General features: G+C 42.7%; 18 protein-coding genes. 7 read left to right on the top strand and 11 right to left on the bottom strand.

Annotated elements, in window-relative coordinates; genetic code table 11:
* Positions 1-70 precede the first annotated feature (70 nt).
* The 3 genes from BLS59_RS26000 to BLS59_RS25990 form a co-directional block, all read right to left on the bottom strand.
* On the bottom strand, positions 71-529 hold the full coding sequence (locus tag BLS59_RS26000; RefSeq protein ID WP_091154822.1) for a DUF4262 domain-containing protein: 459 nt from the start codon (positions 527-529) through the stop codon (positions 71-73).
* Between the two features lie 2 nt (positions 530-531).
* Positions 532-1614 carry an ATP-grasp domain-containing protein gene (locus tag BLS59_RS25995; RefSeq protein WP_091154819.1) on the bottom strand — a complete coding sequence of 361 codons (1083 nt, stop codon included), beginning with the start codon at positions 1612-1614 and terminating at the stop codon, positions 532-534.
* A 95-nt stretch (positions 1615-1709) separates the two neighbouring features.
* Positions 1710-2417 carry an esterase family protein gene (locus BLS59_RS25990; protein ID WP_091154816.1) on the bottom strand — a complete coding sequence of 236 codons (708 nt, stop codon included), beginning with the start codon at positions 2415-2417 and terminating at the stop codon, positions 1710-1712.
* 132 nt (positions 2418-2549) lie between these two features.
* On the opposite strand from BLS59_RS25990, the gene BLS59_RS25985 reads away from it, so the two are divergent.
* A complete protein-coding gene (locus tag BLS59_RS25985) occupies positions 2550-3365 on the top strand; it encodes an alpha/beta hydrolase (protein ID WP_091154812.1) in 816 nt (271 codons plus the stop codon).
* 188 nt (positions 3366-3553) lie between these two features.
* The gene (gene typA / locus BLS59_RS25980) at positions 3554-5365 is read left to right on the top strand and encodes a translational GTPase TypA (RefSeq protein WP_091154808.1); all 1812 of its coding nucleotides are present in this window, start codon (positions 3554-3556) and stop codon (positions 5363-5365) included.
* 226 nt (positions 5366-5591) lie between these two features.
* Here typA and BLS59_RS25975 read toward each other — a convergent pair whose 3' ends face one another.
* Positions 5592-7067 carry a lipopolysaccharide biosynthesis protein gene (locus tag BLS59_RS25975; protein ID WP_091154804.1) on the bottom strand — a complete coding sequence of 492 codons (1476 nt, stop codon included), beginning with the start codon at positions 7065-7067 and terminating at the stop codon, positions 5592-5594.
* 55 nt (positions 7068-7122) lie between these two features.
* Here BLS59_RS25975 and BLS59_RS25970 point away from each other — a divergent pair, with 55 nt between their 5' ends.
* The 3 genes from BLS59_RS25970 to BLS59_RS25960 all read left to right on the top strand — a co-directional run bounded on the left by BLS59_RS25970 (position 7123) and on the right by BLS59_RS25960 (position 10052).
* Positions 7123-8133 (top strand): glycosyltransferase, encoded by a 1011-nt coding sequence (locus BLS59_RS25970; protein ID WP_091154802.1) that lies wholly within the window; start codon positions 7123-7125, stop codon positions 8131-8133.
* Between the two features lie 230 nt (positions 8134-8363).
* Complete coding sequence (locus tag BLS59_RS25965; protein ID WP_240315345.1) at positions 8364-9137, top strand: class I SAM-dependent methyltransferase; 774 nt, start codon at positions 8364-8366, stop codon at positions 9135-9137.
* 15 nt (positions 9138-9152) lie between these two features.
* A complete protein-coding gene (locus BLS59_RS25960; protein WP_091154799.1) occupies positions 9153-10052 on the top strand; it encodes a glycosyltransferase in 900 nt (299 codons plus the stop codon).
* Between the two features lie 3 nt (positions 10053-10055).
* On the opposite strand, the gene BLS59_RS25955 is transcribed toward BLS59_RS25960, so the two are convergent.
* Entirely contained in the window at positions 10056-10538 is a 483-nt protein-coding gene (locus BLS59_RS25955) for a hypothetical protein (RefSeq protein ID WP_091154796.1), read from the bottom strand.
* Positions 10539-10627: 89 nt separating this feature from the next.
* Here BLS59_RS25955 and BLS59_RS25950 point away from each other — a divergent pair, with 89 nt between their 5' ends.
* Both BLS59_RS25950 and BLS59_RS25945 read left to right on the top strand, forming a co-directional pair.
* The gene (locus BLS59_RS25950) at positions 10628-11920 is read left to right on the top strand and encodes a glycosyltransferase (RefSeq protein ID WP_091154793.1); all 1293 of its coding nucleotides are present in this window, start codon (positions 10628-10630) and stop codon (positions 11918-11920) included.
* On the top strand, positions 11913-12665 hold the full coding sequence (locus BLS59_RS25945) for a glycosyltransferase family 2 protein (protein ID WP_091154790.1): 753 nt from the start codon (positions 11913-11915) through the stop codon (positions 12663-12665). Before BLS59_RS25950 ends, BLS59_RS25945 begins: the two co-directional genes overlap by 8 nt.
* 4 nt (positions 12666-12669) lie before the next feature.
* On the opposite strand, the gene BLS59_RS25940 is transcribed toward BLS59_RS25945, so the two are convergent.
* The 6 genes from BLS59_RS25940 to uvrB form a co-directional block, all read right to left on the bottom strand.
* Entirely contained in the window at positions 12670-12900 is a 231-nt protein-coding gene (locus BLS59_RS25940; protein ID WP_240315344.1) for a Txe/YoeB family addiction module toxin, read from the bottom strand.
* Positions 12901-12934: 34 nt separating this feature from the next.
* Positions 12935-13132, bottom strand: a complete 198-nt coding sequence (locus BLS59_RS25935; RefSeq protein ID WP_091154784.1) for a DUF2683 family protein — start codon at positions 13130-13132, stop codon at positions 12935-12937.
* Positions 13133-13254: 122 nt separating this feature from the next.
* The gene (locus tag BLS59_RS25930) at positions 13255-15741 is read right to left on the bottom strand and encodes a YfhO family protein (protein WP_091154780.1); all 2487 of its coding nucleotides are present in this window, start codon (positions 15739-15741) and stop codon (positions 13255-13257) included.
* A gap of 176 nt (positions 15742-15917) precedes the next feature.
* Positions 15918-16214 carry a hypothetical protein gene (locus BLS59_RS25925; RefSeq protein ID WP_091154776.1) on the bottom strand — a complete coding sequence of 99 codons (297 nt, stop codon included), beginning with the start codon at positions 16212-16214 and terminating at the stop codon, positions 15918-15920.
* Between the two features lie 3 nt (positions 16215-16217).
* Positions 16218-16466: a DUF4834 family protein gene (locus tag BLS59_RS25920; RefSeq protein WP_091154773.1), complete on the bottom strand. Its 249-nt coding sequence runs from the start codon at positions 16464-16466 to the stop codon at positions 16218-16220.
* A gap of 167 nt (positions 16467-16633) precedes the next feature.
* Positions 16634-18658, bottom strand: a complete 2025-nt coding sequence (uvrB, locus tag BLS59_RS25915; protein WP_091154769.1) for an excinuclease ABC subunit UvrB — start codon at positions 18656-18658, stop codon at positions 16634-16636.
* Positions 18659-18745 lie beyond the last annotated feature (87 nt).

Here is an 18745-nt window from a genome sequence, read left to right as displayed (position 1 = left end):
GCAGGCTATGTATTTCCGACATGCAATGGCTACAAGATTTCTCCTCGTACCTCGTTCGAAATGACAATTTTTATTTTAATGGCCCTAATATGGGCTGTAAATCTTTAATGCTTTCAGGCCACTCATCTTCCCAGGGATAAATGCCTTTAACTGTTGGATAGATACATTGTAATAAAGGAAACCCATCTCTCTTATAATATTTCTGCGCCTGACCAACATAGGCATCATAATTTGATTTCTCTACTTCAACAAAATAACATTCAAAATCATCAAGAATGTCAGCTTCATATTTGAATGGGATAAATACCTTGCCGTCTTTAATATCATAAGCCATATTATTTATGAGGGTATGCATCAGATCCTGTTTAAGCCCTACCATAATTATTTCAGGATGGCCGTAACTTTCATATAACCCAATAGAATAGCTAAAGCCAGGCCCCTGTTCGTCTTCCATTATATATAACACCTGAAGACCAAAATTTTTTATGTCGTCCTGAAGTTTGTTATCAATTACAGTCGGATCTATCATCTTTATTTCTTTGCCTTTTTGGGTGCCGCCGCTTTCACCACTTTCTCTTTCTTCACTTTACCCTCAGCCTCAATAGTATGGGCAACTTTACCAACCGAAACATCTTCTTTAGCAGGTTTTGCTTTGGCGCTGATCAGCGGTAATTTTGCGGCTGATGTTTTTACATATTCGCCCCAGGTGAGGTTATCAACGTTAGGCTTTTGCTTTTTGGCGCGCTCAATCGCGTAGTCGGCGGCAGTTTCAACTACCCATTCAAAATTTTCCTGGCCTACGCTGGTTACTTCGGCATCGGGCGCGGGATTGCAAAAATCAATAGCGTAGGGGATACCATCACGAATGGCAAACTCTACCGTATTAAAGTCGTAGCCTAAAAACTGATTGAGTTTTATAACATAGTTTTTTACTGTTTCCAGTAGTTTTTTTGATGCCGGGGCCTTGCCATGTTCGTAGCGCAGGTGATGCGGATTGCGGGGCTCGTACTGCATAATACGCACATGCTTGCCGCCAATGCAATAACAACGGAAATAATCGTCGAAAACAACCTCTTCCTGCAGCATCATTACATACTGTTTGGTTTGGTTGTATTTGTCAAAGAAATCTTCTTTATCATCCAGCTTATAAACCTCTTTCCACCCGCCACCGTCAAAAGGCTTCATGTAGGCCGGGAAACCAACATAATTGAAAATCCCCTCCCAATCCAACGGGTAGGCCAGGTTACGGAACGATCTGTCGGTAGTATCATCGGGTAGGTCTTTTGATGGCAGGATAACGGTTTTAGGTACGGGTACGCCAATTTTAACAGCCAGGGCGTTATTGAAAAACTTTTCATCGGCGCTCCACCAAAAGGGGTTGTTGATTACCGCCGTACCACATATGGCAGCGTTTTTAAGTGCTGCGCGATAAAAGGGCACATCCTGCGAAATCCGGTCGACAATTACCGCGTAATCTAATGGCTCGGCCTGCATTACTTTATCAATGCGTACAAACTCTGCCGATATGTTTTTTTCGGCCTTTTGGTTTATCCTGTCCACAAATGCCTGTGGAAATGAGTTTTCTTGTCCGAATAAGATGCCTATTTTTTTCATGGGGGTGTTTCGGTTGCCGGTGGCGGGTTGCCTGTTGCCGGTGTTTATAGTAATAAATAAGTTAATCCTTTGTCCTTACTCTATTATTCTTCAATCTATTTTATCGTTGATAAATAATGCGGGAACATCTCCTTCCATATTGGCCAGTCGTGATGGGCAAAGGGGCGGATATCCAACCAATGATTAATGTTTTTTTGCGCTAAAATGTTTGACAGCTGGATATTATAATCTTTGCAGATGTCATGCTCTGATGTGCCGAGGATGATGTTCATCTGCCATAATTCGTGCTGGTTGCCGCCGGGCAGGTAATCTACCGGGTTATTATAAAATATGTTATCGTCATAATGGCCATCGGTAAACATTTTTATGTCGAAGGCGCCGCCCATAGAAAACAGGTGCGCTACTTTTTCGGGATGTTTGAACGCGAAGTTGGCGGCATGATAACCGCCAAAGCTGCAACCGGCCATGGCTACCTGGCCAACACCGGTTTCGTGCATGGCCCAGGGCACCAGTTCATTTACCAACATTTTATCGTACCAGGTGTAGTTGCGGGCGCGATCGGCAGGATGGATGCCTTTATCGTACCAACTGCGGTCGTCGATGGTATCGGGGCAGTATATTTTTACAAGGCCCTCGTCAATAAACCATTTTGCGCTTTCTATGAGTCCGAAATCCTTATTCTGGTGGTAACGCCCCCTGGTTGTTGGAAACAGGATGACAGGAAAACCCCTGTCGCCGAATACCAGCATTTCAAGATGGGTGTTTAGGTTTGGCGAATACCAGCGGTGATATTTTTCAGTCAAAATAGTATATTCAGGTTTCTGAATGTAAGTTAAGTGGTTTGTTTGAGAAAGGCAACTAACTGATAAATTAATATTTAGCCTGATAAATAAAAAAGTATACCTTACTTTTGCGCCCTTAAAATTTAAATAAAGATGTACCTGGGCTGGGCTGAAACTGAAATGACGATCATCGAAAAAAATATAAACATAACATCAAAACTGCTGCAAAGGGAGGTTACCTGCACCCTGCTTATGCCCGATGAAAGCGACCTTGCCGAGCCGCTAAGCCTGCTGTTGCTGAACGACGCGCAGGAACTGGAAAACCTGCAGCTTAAACAAACGCTGGAGCAGCTTTACAGTACAAATCGCATACAACCGATACTCATAGTGGCCATTCATGCCGGCGACGACCGCCTGCAGGAATACGGCGTGGCCGGCCAGCCCGACTTTAAAAAACGCGGCGCCAAGGCCGATGTATATACCCAATTCATTAAAACCGAGCTATTGCCGCAGATAACCGCTCAAACCGGTATTGAGCATTTTGAAACTACTGCTTATGCGGGTTTTTCTTTAGGGGGCCTCTCGGCTTTTGATATTGCCTGGAATAACAGCGATGTGTTTAATAAGGTAGGTGTATTTTCCGGCTCGTTCTGGTGGCGCAGCAAGGACCTGGTAAAAGGCTATACCGATAACGACCGTATTATGCACTCGGTTATTAAAAACACCAAGGATAAGCCCAACCTTAAATTCTGGCTGCAAACCGGCACTAAAGACGAAACTACCGACCGCAACAAGAACGGCATCATAGATGCCATTGACGACACCATCGATCTGATCAAAGAACTGGAAAATAAAGGCTACACCCGGCCTGCCGATATTCAATACCTTGAAGTGGTTGGCGGTACGCATGACCCGGCAACTTGGGGCAGGGCTATGGGTAAGTTTTTGGTTTGGGCGTTTGGGGGATAGGTGATTGAATATAAAAGGCATTTAGTGGGACTAAATCAATCCTTATACCTGCCCATCAGCCTTTTAATGATGCCTTGCAAATGTCATTTACCCATCATATCGCACAAAATCTTCTATATAACTTGACAATGCTTTAAAATCTAATATATTAAACGTACCTTTGCGCCAAAATTAGAAGAGCATTTTTCATGCAAAAAATAAGAAACATTGCGATCATCGCACACGTTGACCACGGTAAAACTACATTGGTTGACAAAATTTTACACAGTTGCGCCATTTTCCGTGAAGGACAGGACACTGGTGAATTGATACTTGATAACAATGACCTGGAGCGTGAGCGTGGTATTACCATCGTTTCAAAAAACGTTTCGGTAATGTATAAAGGCGTTAAAATCAACATTATTGATACCCCTGGTCACGCCGATTTTGGTGGTGAGGTTGAGCGTGTATTGAAAATGGCCGATGGCGTATTATTACTTTGCGATGCGTTTGAAGGCGCCATGCCTCAAACACGCTTTGTAACCCAAAAGGCTTTGGCTTTAGGCTTAAAACCAATTGTGGTTGTAAACAAGGTTGATAAAGAAAACTGTCGTCCGGAAGAAGTTTACGAACAAATATTTGAGTTGTTCTTCAACCTTGAAGCAACTGAAGATCAACTGGATTTCCCGGTTATCTACGGTTCATCAAAACAAGGCTGGATGAGCACCGATTATAAAAAACCTACCGAAGATATTTTCCCTTTAATGGATGCCATATTGGAAAACATTCCGCCGGCACCTATTAACGAAGGTACTTTGCAAATGCAGATCACTTCATTAGATTATTCATCTTTTGTTGGTCGTATTGCTGTAGGCCGTGTTGCCCGTGGTGTTATTAAAGAAAACATGCCGGTATCGTTGGTAAAACGCGATGGCACTATCCAAAAATCACGTATAAAAGAACTTTATACTTTTGAAGGTTTGGGTAAAGTAAGAGCAACCCAGGTTGACGCCGGTGATATTTGCGCCGTAGTTGGTATTGAAGGTTTCGATATTGGCGATACCATTGCTGATTTTGAAAAACCAGAACAACTGGCCGTTATAAAAATCGACGAGCCTACCATGAACATGCTGTTCACCATTAACACTTCACCGTTTTTTGGTAAAGAAGGCAAGTTTGTAACATCACGCCACCTGCGCGATCGTTTATACAAAGAGATGGAGAAAAACCTGGCGCTTAAGGTTGTTGAAACCGAATCACCAGATTCATACCTGGTTTATGGCCGTGGTATCCTTCACTTATCTGTATTAATTGAAACCATGCGTCGCGAAGGTTACGAATTGCAGGTTGGTCAGCCGCAGGTTATCGTTAAAGAAATTGACGGTGTTAAATGCGAGCCGGTTGAAACCCTTATTGTTGATGTACCAGGCGAAGTAGCCGGTAAAGTTATTGAGCTGGTAACACAACGTAAAGGCGATTTGTTGATCATGGAGCCAAAAGGCGACTTACAACACCTTGAGTTTGATATCCCTGCACGCGGTATTATAGGTTTACGTAACAACGTATTAACCGCTACCGGTGGCGAGGCTATTATGGCTCACCGTTTTAAAGCATATGAGCCTTGGAAAGGTACTATCCCTGGTCGTTTAAATGGTGTATTGGTATCAATGGATACTGGTAAAACCACTGCTTTCGCAATTGATAAATTACAGGATCGTGGTCGTTTCCACATAGATCCGGGAGTTGATGTTTACGAAGGACAGGTTTTAGGCGAGCACATCCGCGATAACGATTTGGTTATTAACTTAACCAAAGGCAAGCAGTTAACCAATATGCGTGCATCAGGTAGCGATACCAACGTACGTATAGCGCCTGCTATCAAATTTTCGTTAGAAGAATCAATGGAATACATACAAGCCGACGAATACATTGAGGTAACCCCGCAAAGCATCCGTTTACGTAAAATATTCCTTAACGAAAACGAACGCCGTATTAACGCTAAGAAATTTACAAACCAATAATCACCAGGTAAGTAAATAAAAATACAAAGCCCTCCGGATTATTTCCGGAGGGCTTTTTTGTTGGGGGAAGTTTTTTGGGATACTGCAACCTCCCGCGAGCTTGCAGCTCGTGGGGCGCATGGTTTCAGCTTGCAGCTGAGGTAAGCCGGAGGCTTACACCATATCAACCACGAGTTACGCTGCGTTAACCTCGCGGAAGTGGGAAAGGCTGCTAACTTTAAAATACCTACCTTCTCACCTTAGCAACTAACCCATCAATAATTCCATTAATATCTTCAGATAGTTTCATGAAATAAACCGCCGGCAAATAAAGCACAGTGATAAAAGCGGTGCGTGCAATGGTATCAATAATAAAATTTTGCAGGTGTGGTATTACCCAAACAGATAAATAATAAACGCCTACACCGGTAATAAGCGCCAGCAGGCACTGGATGGTAAACGGCTGCATTTTGAATTTAACCCATATAAATATATACCTGAACAGGTTAAAAATAAAATACGTTAATGCCGATGCTATTGCCGAACCTGTGATGCCGTACATGGGTATCAGGATTATATTGGCAATTATAATAACGGGCACCAACAACAGGTTAAACAGCGCCTCGTACCTGAAATATTTTGATGTAGCCAGTATTACCAGGTTTATGCCTGTGGCCGAGTCAATAAAGTAACCTAAACTCACGAAAAAAATGGCATACTTGCCTGCCTTAAAACCGGCAGGTTCTATGGCGAAAATATTGTCGACACTTGCCCACATTACTATAAATATGAATAAGGCGCTAATGATCTGGTTAATACAGCTTTTAGCATAAACCGTACTGATGTTTTTTAGGTCATTTGTTTTAAACGATTCGGCAACAATAGTATAAGCGATGTTGTACAACGAGCGTGAAGGCAGTGAAATAATACTCCCGAAACTAAAGGCCAGGGCGTAAACTCCGGTATTATCCAACCCCAGTTTCTTGGAAATGAGCAAATTGTCAATATTTTGAATGATCAGCGGTGATGTACCGGTTAGTATGGTGAAAAAGCAAATACCCACCAGCTTGTTCACCATATCCTTTGTTAAAAATTCAAAGTTGGGTTTAAGTGAAAAGTGTTTGTCTTTTATCAGCCTTATTACTATTTGTACCGTTGTAATAATATTGGCAGTAAGCCATAGCAGCATGAACGTGTTAAAGCTCACCAAATGAAAATAGATAAGTATAAGTGGTACCAATATAAATATCCGTTTGGTAAACTCGCGCAGTATCAGTCCGGTAGTCATGTTATAGAGCAAACGGGCATAGAGGTCAAAAACGTTAAAAAACAGCGTGAAAACGGTAAGCGGGATCAGGTACCAGTAATAATCTTCAAAAAGAACAGTTTTAGCATTCCGCCCCACCAGCTCATCTTTAAAAATCCAGGCCAATAAAACAAAAAGGATGGTGCCGAGTAATGATACCATGCAGGCCAAAAATAAATAGCCGTGGTGCTTCTTTTCTTCGCTGCGAAAGTAGGGGAAATACCTTGCAGTACCGTTAAAACCCAATATAGAAAACTGGGCAAACATTAATGATAACGAAGTTAATATAGTTAAAAGCCCTATTTGTTCTTTAGTTAATGAATGGGGCTGAATGATAACTACCGTTAAAAAACCAATAAATACACCCAGATACGAATAAAGGGAACCCTTAATAGTTTGTTGCTTAATTATTCCCATTCAATTTATTAACCGCTGTATTGTTTGTTGTAAAATGATAATTTTGGAACATTCAATGGCAAATATAAAATATAAAGTGTGTGTGTTAACTGTTACCTATGCAAATAGGTGGCAATTTTTAGAGCAGGTGCTAAAGCGTGTGCTTGGGTTTGAACAGGTAACGCAGGTTGTTGTGGTTGATAACGCTTCGGCCTACAGCGTAGCTGCCAACGTTACCGGTTTAGGCGATAACCGTGTTACCGTGTTAACCAATGCCCAAAATGAAGGTTCGGCAGGAGGATATAAGAAGGCTATTGAATACGCTTATAATAATACCGGTGCCGATATGGTTTGGCTGCTGGATGATGATAACTTGCCCGACGAACAGGCACTTAGCGGTCTGCTTGCCAAGTGGGAGCAAATAAACCAACCCGATGATAAAAAAGCCCTCTATTGCTTACGCGAAGACAGGCTGCCCCACGTAAAAATAGCTCGCGGCGAAAACCCCGCCCGCTACTACCTGGTACCCGACAATTTCATGGGCTTCAGTGCGTTCAACATCCTCAACAACCGGAAATATAAGCAGCAGGACAGGTTTGGAAAAAATGCGCCATACCAGGATAAAGCCATGATGCCTTACGTACCCTATGGTGGTTTGCTTATGCACCGGGCGCTCATAAAAGTAATCGGCTATCCCGATGAACGTTTTTTTGTTTATGTAGATGATTCGGAATATACGTATAGGATTACCCAGTCGGGAGCTACTATTTGGCTGGTCCCGGCATGTAAGGTTATTGATATCGATATGTCGCAGGGGATAAATTATCAGCAGAAACCATTTCATTCGCACCTGCTGGATCTTTGGGGTTTCAGGAACTATTACGCAGTGCGCAACCGGATGTATTTTTATTCAAAGGTAGCCGTGCGATCCGAAGCCACATTCAACCTTAATAAAAGATTGTACCTGGCTTATTTATGGTTAGTAAGCATCATCAGCTCAAAACAAAAAGAATATAAAAAACTGGTTGCAGCGGTAAATGACGGCCTTGCCGGTAAATTGGGCAAGGTAAGCGCCGATAAGTATTAGCGGACAGAATGACGAATATCAAAGCCAGGGCCTTGTGCGATTCCCCTCTCGAGAGGGGCGGAGGGGTGTGTTTCTTGCCGCAGAACACACCCCTGCCATTTCACAATTCCTTCTCGCCCCCTCTCAAGAGGGGAACTTGGAAGTGACTATCAAAAGCGGTGCGTTTCTTCACAAAGGCAAAACACTTAATCGCTAAAGAAATTAAATAATAAAATTTACCTTCGTATTAAATGCAGGAATCAATTATAGGCGGCGAATTTAAAACCGCATACGATCAATTTTATCAAAAGCACGATGAGGCCTGGCGAATGCTGGGGGCCAGGTATAAAGCCGAGCATATTATTGAGGTATGCAAGGGGCTTACCTTTAAAAATGTACTGGAGGTTGGCGCCGGCGACGGCAGTATTTTAAAATACCTGTCTGATAAAAACTTTGCACCCGAGTACTATGCGGTAGAGATCTCAGGTAGCGGGGTGGAATATATCCAATCGCGGGAGATAAAAAATCTTAAATCGGTGCAGGTGTTTGATGGCTATAAACTACCCTTTGCCGATGATAGCTTCGATCTTATCATCCTCTCACACGTGCTGGAACATGTAGAACATGAACGTATGCTGCTGCGCGAACTTAAAAGAGTAGCCCACCGCTGCGTTATTGAAGTACCGAGAGATTATAAAGCCGGGGTTGATACCCGCATTAAACATTTTTTGGCTTACGGCCACATTAATGTATACACCCCAACATCCCTGCGCTACCTGCTAAGCACCGAGGGTTTGGAGGTAGAAAATGATCTTACATCAATGATTGAGCCCGAGGTAACCAGGTTTAATATGTACGTTAATCAAAAGAAATCCAAAAGCCTTTTGAAGAATATACGTATAGCGGCCGAGTTTACCGTGAAACAGACTTTAAGTAAATTGATGGGAAAAAAGGTGAGCGAACAATTTGCAAACGCTTACACCGTTCTATGTAAAAAAGCCAGCCAGCAACCCGAGTTATTCTGATTTTTTTCCTGATAAATGCAGCAACTTGCCCCAATTGCCTTATTTGTTTATAACCGGCCAGATCATACGCGCCGTACCATTATTCATTTGCAAAAAAATACGCTTGCCGATGAATCCCGACTGTATATTTTTTGCGATGCCCCTAAAACAGATGCCGATAAGGCAAAAGTTAACGAGGTTCGCGAAATAGCAAAAGAAACCACGGGCTTTAAAACCGTAAAAGTTATCCTGCGCGATCATAATCTCGGCCTGGCCGAATCCATCATCAGCGGTGTTACCCAATTGGTTTATGAGTATGGCAAAGTAATAGTTTTTGAGGACGATTTGCTGTCATCGCCCTACACCCTGCAATATTTTAATGAGGCGCTTACCCGCTACGCCACCGAAGAAAAGGTGATGCACATTGGTGCCTATATGTATAACCTCAAAGAAAAAGAGCTGCCCGAATCCTTTTTTTACCGGGCCGCCAGCAGTTGGGGCTGGGCAACCTGGGCCCGCGCCTGGAACAGCTTTGAACCCGATATTGATAAGCTGATTGCCCGGTTTGATACGCTGGGTATCCTCCGTTTTTCCATAGAAGGTAAAATGAATTTCTGGAAACAAATTCAGGAATTTAAGGCCGGGAAAAATAATTCCTGGGCCATCCGCTGGTATGCCTCCATATTTTTAAAAGGCGGTTTAACGCTTAACCCCGCACGTTCGCTCATCAATAATATAGGGCATGATGGTACCGGGGTACACTCCAACCGCGAAAATATGTACGATGTGCATATCTCGCAGCAGCCCGTTAAGAAATTTCCTGATATAATTACCGAAAACGAAAAGGCCTATAACGCTATTAAACATTTCCTGGCGCACCGCAAAGGCAACCTATGGCAACGTGCGGTACGTTTTGTAAAGCAAAAGGTAGCCTGATGATTAAGCTCGGCCGGCTTTAAGGTTAATTGTATTTTTTACTGTTTCATATCCTTCCAATTCTTTAGGAATATCTATTAATCCCGTACCACTCCAGCCGCTTGCTTTTGAAGTTTTTATTAGTAAGCTATGCTTTTTTTCTTCGATGCTTGTTATTTCGGCCCAGCTAATAAATACATTAGGGTTTTTGCCACTGTTCCATTTATAAATTCCATTGTCGTTAATTTCCAGTAAGGGACCACTAAAATGCTTTATCAAGTTTTTATAGGCAAGCCACAATATGAGGCCGAAAACGGGTATAGTAAAAAAATAGGAATACAGCATAGAGGGTATATGGTTTTCCGGTTTTCCTTCTCTTGCCATTAGTTGCATAGCAGGTATGGTACCTATCACCATTACAATCAACAAAATAAAAATCACCTTTTTTATAGCCCGTAGCGCTACCTGTTTTATTTTTTCTTGTTCGATTTTATATATGCCGTTCATTATTTATGGTGTAACAGGTTAGTTATTTTAATTTGCGCATTCCTGCACTATAAATATATAGGTTTAAATGAATAATGTATTTTTGAAGCATGTTAAAAGTAGTGCACCTGAATACTTATGATGGCAATGGCGGGGCCGGCAGGGGCTGTATGCGCCTTAATCGGGCGTTGATAAGTCAGGGTGTCGATTCAAAAATAGTGGTGCACTATAAGTTTGGGAAAAATCCGCAAATAGGTACTTTTAACAAAAATAAACTCCAAAAATCATACACCGCGTTTACAATAATATTGGAGCGGATACTGGCCAAACGTTTTTTAAAACCTTTAATGAAAACACCGTTTTCATTTGCATGGTTCGGCAGGTCGGTTATTAACCATCCCGATGTTAAGGCTGCCGATATCATCCACCTGCACTGGATCAATCACGGTTTTCTGGACCCTAAACATCTTGCCGAAATTGCCCAACTCGGGAAACCCGTGGTGTGGACTTTTCATGATAGCAATGCCTTTACCGGCGGCTGCCACGTACGCTACACTTGCGATCATTTCAAGCGCGCATGCGGTAACTGTCCGCTGCTCATCAATGCTGCTGCTGATGATATTTCGCACCGCATCTGGCAGCAAAAACATAAGGCTTACGAGGTATTGAATTTTGCCATTGCCGCACCCAGCACCTGGATGCAGACTTCGGTTAACGCCAGCAGTTTGATGCAGGGCAAGGCGGTGCATCATATCCCTAACACTTTAGAAACAGATATTTTTAAACCCACCGATAAACAACTGGCTAAACAACAGTCCGGGTTGCCAACGGATAAATTTATTTTCCTGAGCGGCTTTATGCCATCGCGTAAAGACCTGCATAAAGGCACTCAATACCTGCTTGACAGTATGGCTTTGCTTGCTGACGCCCTGCTGACGGATGCTGACGACATAGAATTGGTCATTTTCGGCAATAAAAACGACGAAGACGTGCCCGATTTTCCTTTTAAAACCACCTTCCTGGGTACCATTAATAACGATGAAAAACTGGCCATGCACTACGCTGCCGCCGACGCTTTTCTGATCCCCTCGCTGGAAGATAACCTGCCTTATACGGTAATGGAAAGTCTTAGCTGCGGCACCCCTGTAATTGCCTTTACCACGGGTGGTATTCCCGATATGGTTAAGCATGGATACAATGGCTATCTGGCTACCTATCGTTCGGCAGAGAGCTTTGCTGAAGGTATGGAGTGGGTGATAAAACATCCCGACAGGCAACAATTGCAAAAACAGGCCCGCCAAACGGTTATAGACGTTTTTTCGGAGGAGGTTATAGGGAAAAAGCATATCGAACTATACCAAAGCCTGCTAATGAAACCTAAGAAGGAGAGTATCAATGTTTAATCCAAAGCTTAGTGTTATTACCATTGTATATAATAATGTACGTGATATTGAACGTACCATGCTATCGGTTTTAGGGCAAACATATGCTAATATTGAATATATTGTGGTAGATGGCCTCTCTAACGACGGTACACTGGATATTATACATAAATACGACAGCGGGATCAGTAAGCTTATCAGCGAGAAAGATAATGGTATTTATGATGCTATGAATAAGGGACTTGCAGCGGCCGCCGGTGATTATGTAATGTTCATGAACTCCGGCGATGAGTTTTATTATGCCGGTACAGTAGCCGCCGTTTTTGCGTCGGCCAATGATGCCGATATTTATTACGGCGAAACCGAAATGATAAGCGACAAAGGTGAAAGCCTTGGCCAGCGCAGGCACAAGGCGCCGGCCAACTTTATATGGAGGGACTTTAAATATGGTATGAGTATCAGCCACCAGGCCATCTATGTGAAACGAACGCTTGCAGAACCTTACGATAGAAAATATCAGTTAAGCGCTGATATCGACTGGATTATCCGCGCCGCGAAAAAGGCAAAAACTATAGTTAATGTAAACCGCTACGTGGCTAAATACCTGGTAGGGGGGATGTCTAAAGCAAAGCATCGCCAAAGCCTGAAGGAACGTTTTGATATCATGAAACGCTATTACGGCTTAGTGCCAACTGTATTAAACCATTTTGTGATAGCGTTTAACCTGGGCTGGTATTGGTTGAAAAATAGACGGACAAATGATTAGGGGGCTATTTAGAATAGTGGCCTTTTAGCGAAAGCACATCGAGAACAATAATCTCATTATTTTCATTTATTTCATATACCAATCGATGTTCCGAGGTGATTCTGCGTGACCACGCTCCTGAAAGATTATGTTTTAGCGGTTCTGGTTTACCAATTCCCTCGTAGGGATTAACTACTATTGCATCAAGGAGTTGCTCTATTTTCTTTTGGATAGCTTTATTGCCAGTTTCTTCCAATATTTTAAATCTTCAAAAGCCCTTGGGCTAAAGATTATTTCCATAGATCTTTAGTGTCTATTTTAACACCTTTTCCATTTTTAATATCTTTTCTTCCCTGGTTTATTTTCTCAACAAAGGCAGGATCGTATGGGCTTTTTTCAGATTTGAAATCAATTTTCATAGCTTTAATAAAAGCCTTTAAAGCAGTTAATTGTTCTTTAGTTTTTGGTTGTACAATTAGCGTTTCCATACACAAAAATACATAAAAATACACAAAATGAGATAGCTCATCCAGTGGAATACAAATACATAAAAAAGAGCGATGAGTTTATTAATCCATCGCTCTTTTGCATTTTGAAACTTATTAAGCTTTTATGCTTTTTTAGTAGCTGGTTTAGCTGCTTGTTTCTTTTTGGTTTCGTTGTATAACGCGCCGCCAAGTGCAAGTACTAAAAGTATGGAACCTGCTAAAGAGATCTTCTCGCCTGCATAGTATGATGTAGGGTGGAAGATAAACTCAATTTTGTGGTTACCTACCGGGATTTGCGCGGCACGTAACAGGTAATCGGCACGGAAGTAAGGTTGCTCTTTGCCGTCGATAAGCATCGTCCAGCCTTTATCGTAGTATATTTCAGAGAATACAGCTATTTGGGCTGAGGTTGAACCGCTTTCATAAACCAGGTGCTCCGGAGCATAATTTACCAGTTTAATGGTGCCTGTAGTAGCGCTGCCAATTGAGCCGTCGTTGATAAAGCTTTTGTACTGCTTATCAACAATAGCCTCATCTTTTGGTGTAAAGCTGCTGATAGCCTGCATTTCCTGATCGGCGTTGTCGGCAAATTTTACGCTTTTTACAAACCAGGCGTTACCGCACGCGGTTTGGTTGGCACTCATGCTGGCGGTGCCGGTTTTAGGATCGGCGGTTATGATGTATTTGGTGTTCAGCATGTCCAGTACATCCTGGTTTACGCTTTTGGTAAACTGGTTTTCTACCAGTTCATCAAAACGCCTTAACCTGGCCGAGTGGAAACCACCTACTGTTTTATAAAAATATGATGAATGCGAATCGTGAAAAGGATCGCCCGAAGCCATATCAAACACCCTGAAGTTGGGGTCTGGATCTTTCATGATAAATTGATCTACCTCGCGCGGGGTATATTGCTGCGCCATCTCAGATTTTTCAACAAAATTTGAATCTTTAAGGTAACGTTTGTCAACGCCCCACATATCAAACAGTATAATAGCTGCCAAAATCAACGCGGCAATGTTTACTTTGATCTTATCTTTAATAATCAGCCATACCAAACCTGCTGTTAACAATACGATAATTAACGAGCGGATAGCATCGGCACGCTCAAGGCTTATCCTGTCGTCAACTATCTGGGCGGCTACGGTAGTGGCCAGGCCGCTGTTGCCTCTAAACATCTGGGTAAGGTTGTTAATGAAACCTAAATGATCGTCGGCTTTAAAGCTTAAAAGAACATCAGGGACGGCTATCATAATAAGCAGCAAACCGCCTGTGATATAGAAAGCTATTTTGGCGCGTTTAAAGATCAGCGCTTTATCTGTATTGGTTATTACCTCATTAATGGCCAATAAAGCCAGTATAGGGAAGCACAATGCCGCTATTACCAATGTTGATTCAACCGTCCTGAATTTATTGTACATGGGTACATAGTTGAAGAAAAAGTCGGAAATGAAGGGTAGGTTTTTACCGAAGGATAAGAACATACTCAATAGCACCGCGCTTAATAACCACCATTTGATGCGGTTTTTAACTATCAGTAATCCTAATACAAACAGGAAGAATACCGCGGCACCGAAATACCATGGGCCAAATGTGACCGATTTATTACCGTAATATAACGACTGGGATACAAAGCCATGTGCCTGCGCCGGGTCAACACCTGCATCAACAAGGGTTTTTACAGCTTTTGAATCATCGCCAACAGCTGTGCTGCTACCGCCGCCGTAAGCATTAGGTATTAAAAAGGTAAGGCATTCGCTCACGCCCTGGCTCCAGGTGTAAGCATAGTCCTTATCCAAACCATGAGTTGGTCCGGTTGTACCTTTGGTAGTTAAATTAGCCTTGCCCCTGATAGTGTATTGGCTGTACTCATAGGTTGTCCATAAAACACTTGCATTTACTGCTATAGCCAGTACAACACCTGCAAGCAGGTACGCCATAGATTTAAGGAAAGGTTTGGCTTGTTTGTCTTTAATAGCGTGGTAAAGCTCGATGATCAATAATATAGCTATGCAAAGCAGCAGGTAATACGTCATTTGTACGTGGTTGCTGCGAATCTCCATGGCTAAAAACAGGCCCGTTATGGATGCACCCAGCAGGTATTTACCACGAAGGGTTAAAATTATACCCGCAAGTATCGGCGCGAAGAACGCTATAGCATAGGCCTGGTTGGCGTGGCCGGCCGTAATGTAAATAAAGTTATAGGATGTAAAAGCCAGGGCAATAGCACCCGCCGCGGCAAGCCATGGCGAAAGGCGTAAAACGCTGAATAATAGATAGCCTCCTAAAAGGTATAGCAACACGGTATCAACCGGATTAGGGAATACCGCTTTCAGGATATCAATAACATGTGATGCGATGTTTGATGGAAATGACGCCCAGATCTGGTAAGCCGGCATACCGCCAAACATCTGATTAGTCCATAATGGGGCATGACCTGTTGCCGCTTTAACATCATTGATCTCTTTTTGCATTGACTGCGCCTGTAGCACGTCGCTCTGCATCAACACTTTTCCCTGGATTATTGGAGTAAAAAAATAAGCAAAGGAAATGACGATTAAAATTGCTACAATAATGAGGTGAACACTATTACGCTTGAACCAGTTATTCATTTAAGTTTTTTGAAATGGATAATATTATAATCCTCAAAAATAGAAATTTGAATGAGAATTAAGTGTTAAGTTAACGATTTGCGGCGGTTAAATGTCCAATAGGGGATTTGGAATGTGTATAATGAAGAAAACTATCGATGTTTCGAGAGTTAAAGTTCACAATAGGGCGTTTTCAATTAGCAGCTTTGCGGGCGGCTGCGCAGCAAAACAAACAGTAATATAAGGGCTATTAGGCTCACTATGTAGGCTATAACCTGCGGCTTTCCGTAATCTTCGCGGTATTTACGAATGGAGAAAAAGTTATAAACGCCCAGTGCCCCCAATACCACCCAAAAAAAGGTATTGATTTTGGTACAATTGGCAAAAAGCTGCATTGCAACAATAAATACTATAAAGTTGGCAATAATGAGTGTTATAGACTCGGGGGTATTGTTGTGGTTTGGTCTTCTTTTAAAAATTCCGCCTGGTACCATAAATTATTTTACTTCTTCATAATCAACAAATTCACCTTCAGAATCGGGCACGGTGCTTCTTTTACCTTCGGGAATGTAATCTACCTTAACGGCACCTTCGGGTCTTTTTTGCTGACGGGTATTTTGTTGGTGTGCCTGTTGCTGGGCTTTATTTACCACACTTTGAAACAGCATAGGTATCAAATACCGCATCAAACTGCGGATGATGTATAAAACACAAACTGATATGAGCAGGAAACGAATTAAAAGCATTTGATTAATTTTACGCGTACAAATATAAGTATATAACGATAAAATTGTTTTAATATGATGTGCTGATATGCAAATTACAGATTTCAGATGTGCAAATGAACTTCATTGTATAAACATATACGTCTGTTTTTAATCATCTGCACATCTGTAATTTGCACATTTGAAATCTAAAACTTCTCTTCCATCATTTTTTCTAAAGCAAACATATCGTCGCGTAGTTTGGCTGCCAGCAGGAAATCCATGTTTTTGGCGGCGGCCAGCATTTCTTTTTTAGTATTATCTATTGATTTTTTTAGTTCGGGTTTTGTCATGTATTGTACAATCGGATCAGCAGCTAACGAGGCTACATCGGCTTCAACGTAAGCTTTTTGTACACCACCCTGAAAGTCAACAACAGATGTTTGTTCCATAATTTCCTCACGCGTTTTACCTACGGTTGTCGGCGTTATGCCATGCAAAGTGTTGTAGGCAATCTGGATTTCGCGGCGGCGGTTGGTTTCATCCATCGTTACCTGCATCGAATCGGTTATCTTATCGGCATACATAATCACACGGCCCCGATCATTACGGGCGGCGCGGCCAATAGTCTGGATCAGTGAACGTTCCGAACGCAGGAAGCCTTCTTTATCCGCATCCAAAATAGCTACCAATGATACCTCCGGTAAATCGAGCCCCTCACGTAATAGGTTGATCCCTATCAGCACATCAAATTCGCCTAATCGTAATCCCCTTAAAATCTCTACCCGTTGCAGGGTTTTTACCTCGGAGTGAATGTAACGGCATTTGATACCCAGCCTGTCCATATACTTGGCCAGTTCTTCGGCCATGCGTTTGGTGAGGGTGGTTACCAGTATGCGGTCGCCCATTTTAATGGTACGGTCAACCTCATCAAGGAGGTCATCAACCTGGTTTATAACCGGGCGGATCTCTATAACGGGGTCAAGCAGGCCAGTTGGACGAATTACCTGCTGCACTACCACACCTTCCGATTTTTCCAGTTCGAAATCGCCGGGGGTTGCACTCACGTAAACGGTTTGCGGAGCCAAACGTTCAAATTCCTGGAAGTTGAGCGGCCTGTTATCCAAAGCGGCAGGCAAACGGAAACCGTAATCAACCAACGAGATCTTGCGCGACCTGTCGCCGCCATACATTGCCCTGATCTGCGGAACGGTAACATGGCTTTCATCAATCACCATCAGGTAATCATCCGGGAAATAATCCAACAGGCAGAAAGGCCTTGCGCCGGGTTGCCTGCCATCAAAAAAGCGTGAATAGTTTTCTATCCCTGAGCAGTAGCCCAATTCGCGGATCATTTCCAGATCGTAGTTGACCCTTTCTTCCAAACGTTTGGCTTCCAGGAAACGGCCATCGTCAATAAATTGCTTTTTACGGGTTTCCAGCTCTTCCTGTATGGCCCAGATGGATTGTACAAAACGATCGCGTGGGGCTACATAAAGGTTGGCCGGATAAACCACCATATGTGTCATTTTTTCGATGGTTTTGCCGGTGCTCACATCAAAAGTGGTCAGTTCTTCAATATCATCGCCAAAAAACGAAATGCGGTAGGCGTGGTCCATATAGGCCGGAAAAATATCTACCGTATCGCCTTTAACCCGGAAGGTACCGCGCTTAAAATCGGCAGTGGTGCGGGCATATAAAATCTCTACAAGTCGATGTAAAAACGCATTTCGGCTAATACGGGTGCCAACCGCGAATTTGAAAACTGAAGCCGCAAAATCCTCGGGGTTACCCATACCGTAAATGCAGGAGATGGACGATACCACTATAACATCGCGCCTGCCAGACATAAGCGCCGATGTAGTACGTAAACGAAGTTTTTCAATTTCTTCGTTTATCTGCAGGTCTTTTTCAATATAAGTATTGGTGGTGGGTATAAATGCCTCGGGCTGGTAGTAATCGTAATAGGATACAAAGTAGTTAACAGCGTTTTCAGGAAAAAACTGTTTAAACTCGCCGTAAAGCTGTGCCGCAAGCGTTTTATTATGGCTCAATATTAGCGTAGGCTTTTGTGTTTGCGCAATAAGATTGGCAACCGTAAAAGTTTTTCCCGATCCGGTAACACCCAGCAGGGTTTGAAACGGATCGCCGTTGTTTACACCTTCAACCAACTGGCGTATGGCTTCGGGTTGGTCGCCGGTGGGGAAGTATTGAGAGGTTAAATTAAAATCCATGTATAATGTAAAAATACGAATAATACTACAATAGGGTTTGCAAATCAAAATAAGTACATGATAATGACAACCGTATGTCAACAGTGT

Origin of the sequence: Mucilaginibacter pineti (assembly GCF_900101875.1) — a bacterium.
Taxonomy (GTDB): domain Bacteria; phylum Bacteroidota; class Bacteroidia; order Sphingobacteriales; family Sphingobacteriaceae; genus Mucilaginibacter; species Mucilaginibacter pineti.
This window is presented reverse-complemented; position numbering and strand designations above follow the sequence as displayed.

Coding starts and splice junctions, on each gene's coding strand:
- BLS59_RS25995 (WP_091154819.1), bottom strand. CDS start 1,614: ATGAAAAAAATAGGCATCTTATTCGGACAAGAAAACTCATTTCCACAG.
- BLS59_RS25920 (WP_091154773.1), bottom strand. CDS start 16,466: ATGCTTTTAATTCGTTTCCTGCTCATATCAGTTTGTGTTTTATACATC.
- typA (WP_091154808.1), top strand. CDS start 3,554: ATGCAAAAAATAAGAAACATTGCGATCATCGCACACGTTGACCACGGT.
- BLS59_RS25945 (WP_091154790.1), top strand. CDS start 11,913: ATGTTTAATCCAAAGCTTAGTGTTATTACCATTGTATATAATAATGTA.
- BLS59_RS25970 (WP_091154802.1), top strand. CDS start 7,123: ATGGCAAATATAAAATATAAAGTGTGTGTGTTAACTGTTACCTATGCA.
- BLS59_RS25985 (WP_091154812.1), top strand. CDS start 2,550: ATGTACCTGGGCTGGGCTGAAACTGAAATGACGATCATCGAAAAAAAT.
- BLS59_RS26000 (WP_091154822.1), bottom strand. CDS start 529: ATGATAGATCCGACTGTAATTGATAACAAACTTCAGGACGACATAAAA.
- BLS59_RS25960 (WP_091154799.1), top strand. CDS start 9,153: ATGCAGCAACTTGCCCCAATTGCCTTATTTGTTTATAACCGGCCAGAT.
- BLS59_RS25955 (WP_091154796.1), bottom strand. CDS start 10,538: ATGAACGGCATATATAAAATCGAACAAGAAAAAATAAAACAGGTAGCG.
- BLS59_RS25930 (WP_091154780.1), bottom strand. CDS start 15,741: ATGAATAACTGGTTCAAGCGTAATAGTGTTCACCTCATTATTGTAGCA.
- uvrB (WP_091154769.1), bottom strand. CDS start 18,658: ATGGATTTTAATTTAACCTCTCAATACTTCCCCACCGGCGACCAACCC.
- BLS59_RS25950 (WP_091154793.1), top strand. CDS start 10,628: ATGTTAAAAGTAGTGCACCTGAATACTTATGATGGCAATGGCGGGGCC.
- BLS59_RS25935 (WP_091154784.1), bottom strand. CDS start 13,132: ATGGAAACGCTAATTGTACAACCAAAAACTAAAGAACAATTAACTGCT.
- BLS59_RS25925 (WP_091154776.1), bottom strand. CDS start 16,214: ATGGTACCAGGCGGAATTTTTAAAAGAAGACCAAACCACAACAATACC.
- BLS59_RS25975 (WP_091154804.1), bottom strand. CDS start 7,067: ATGGGAATAATTAAGCAACAAACTATTAAGGGTTCCCTTTATTCGTAT.
- BLS59_RS25965 (WP_240315345.1), top strand. CDS start 8,364: ATGCAGGAATCAATTATAGGCGGCGAATTTAAAACCGCATACGATCAA.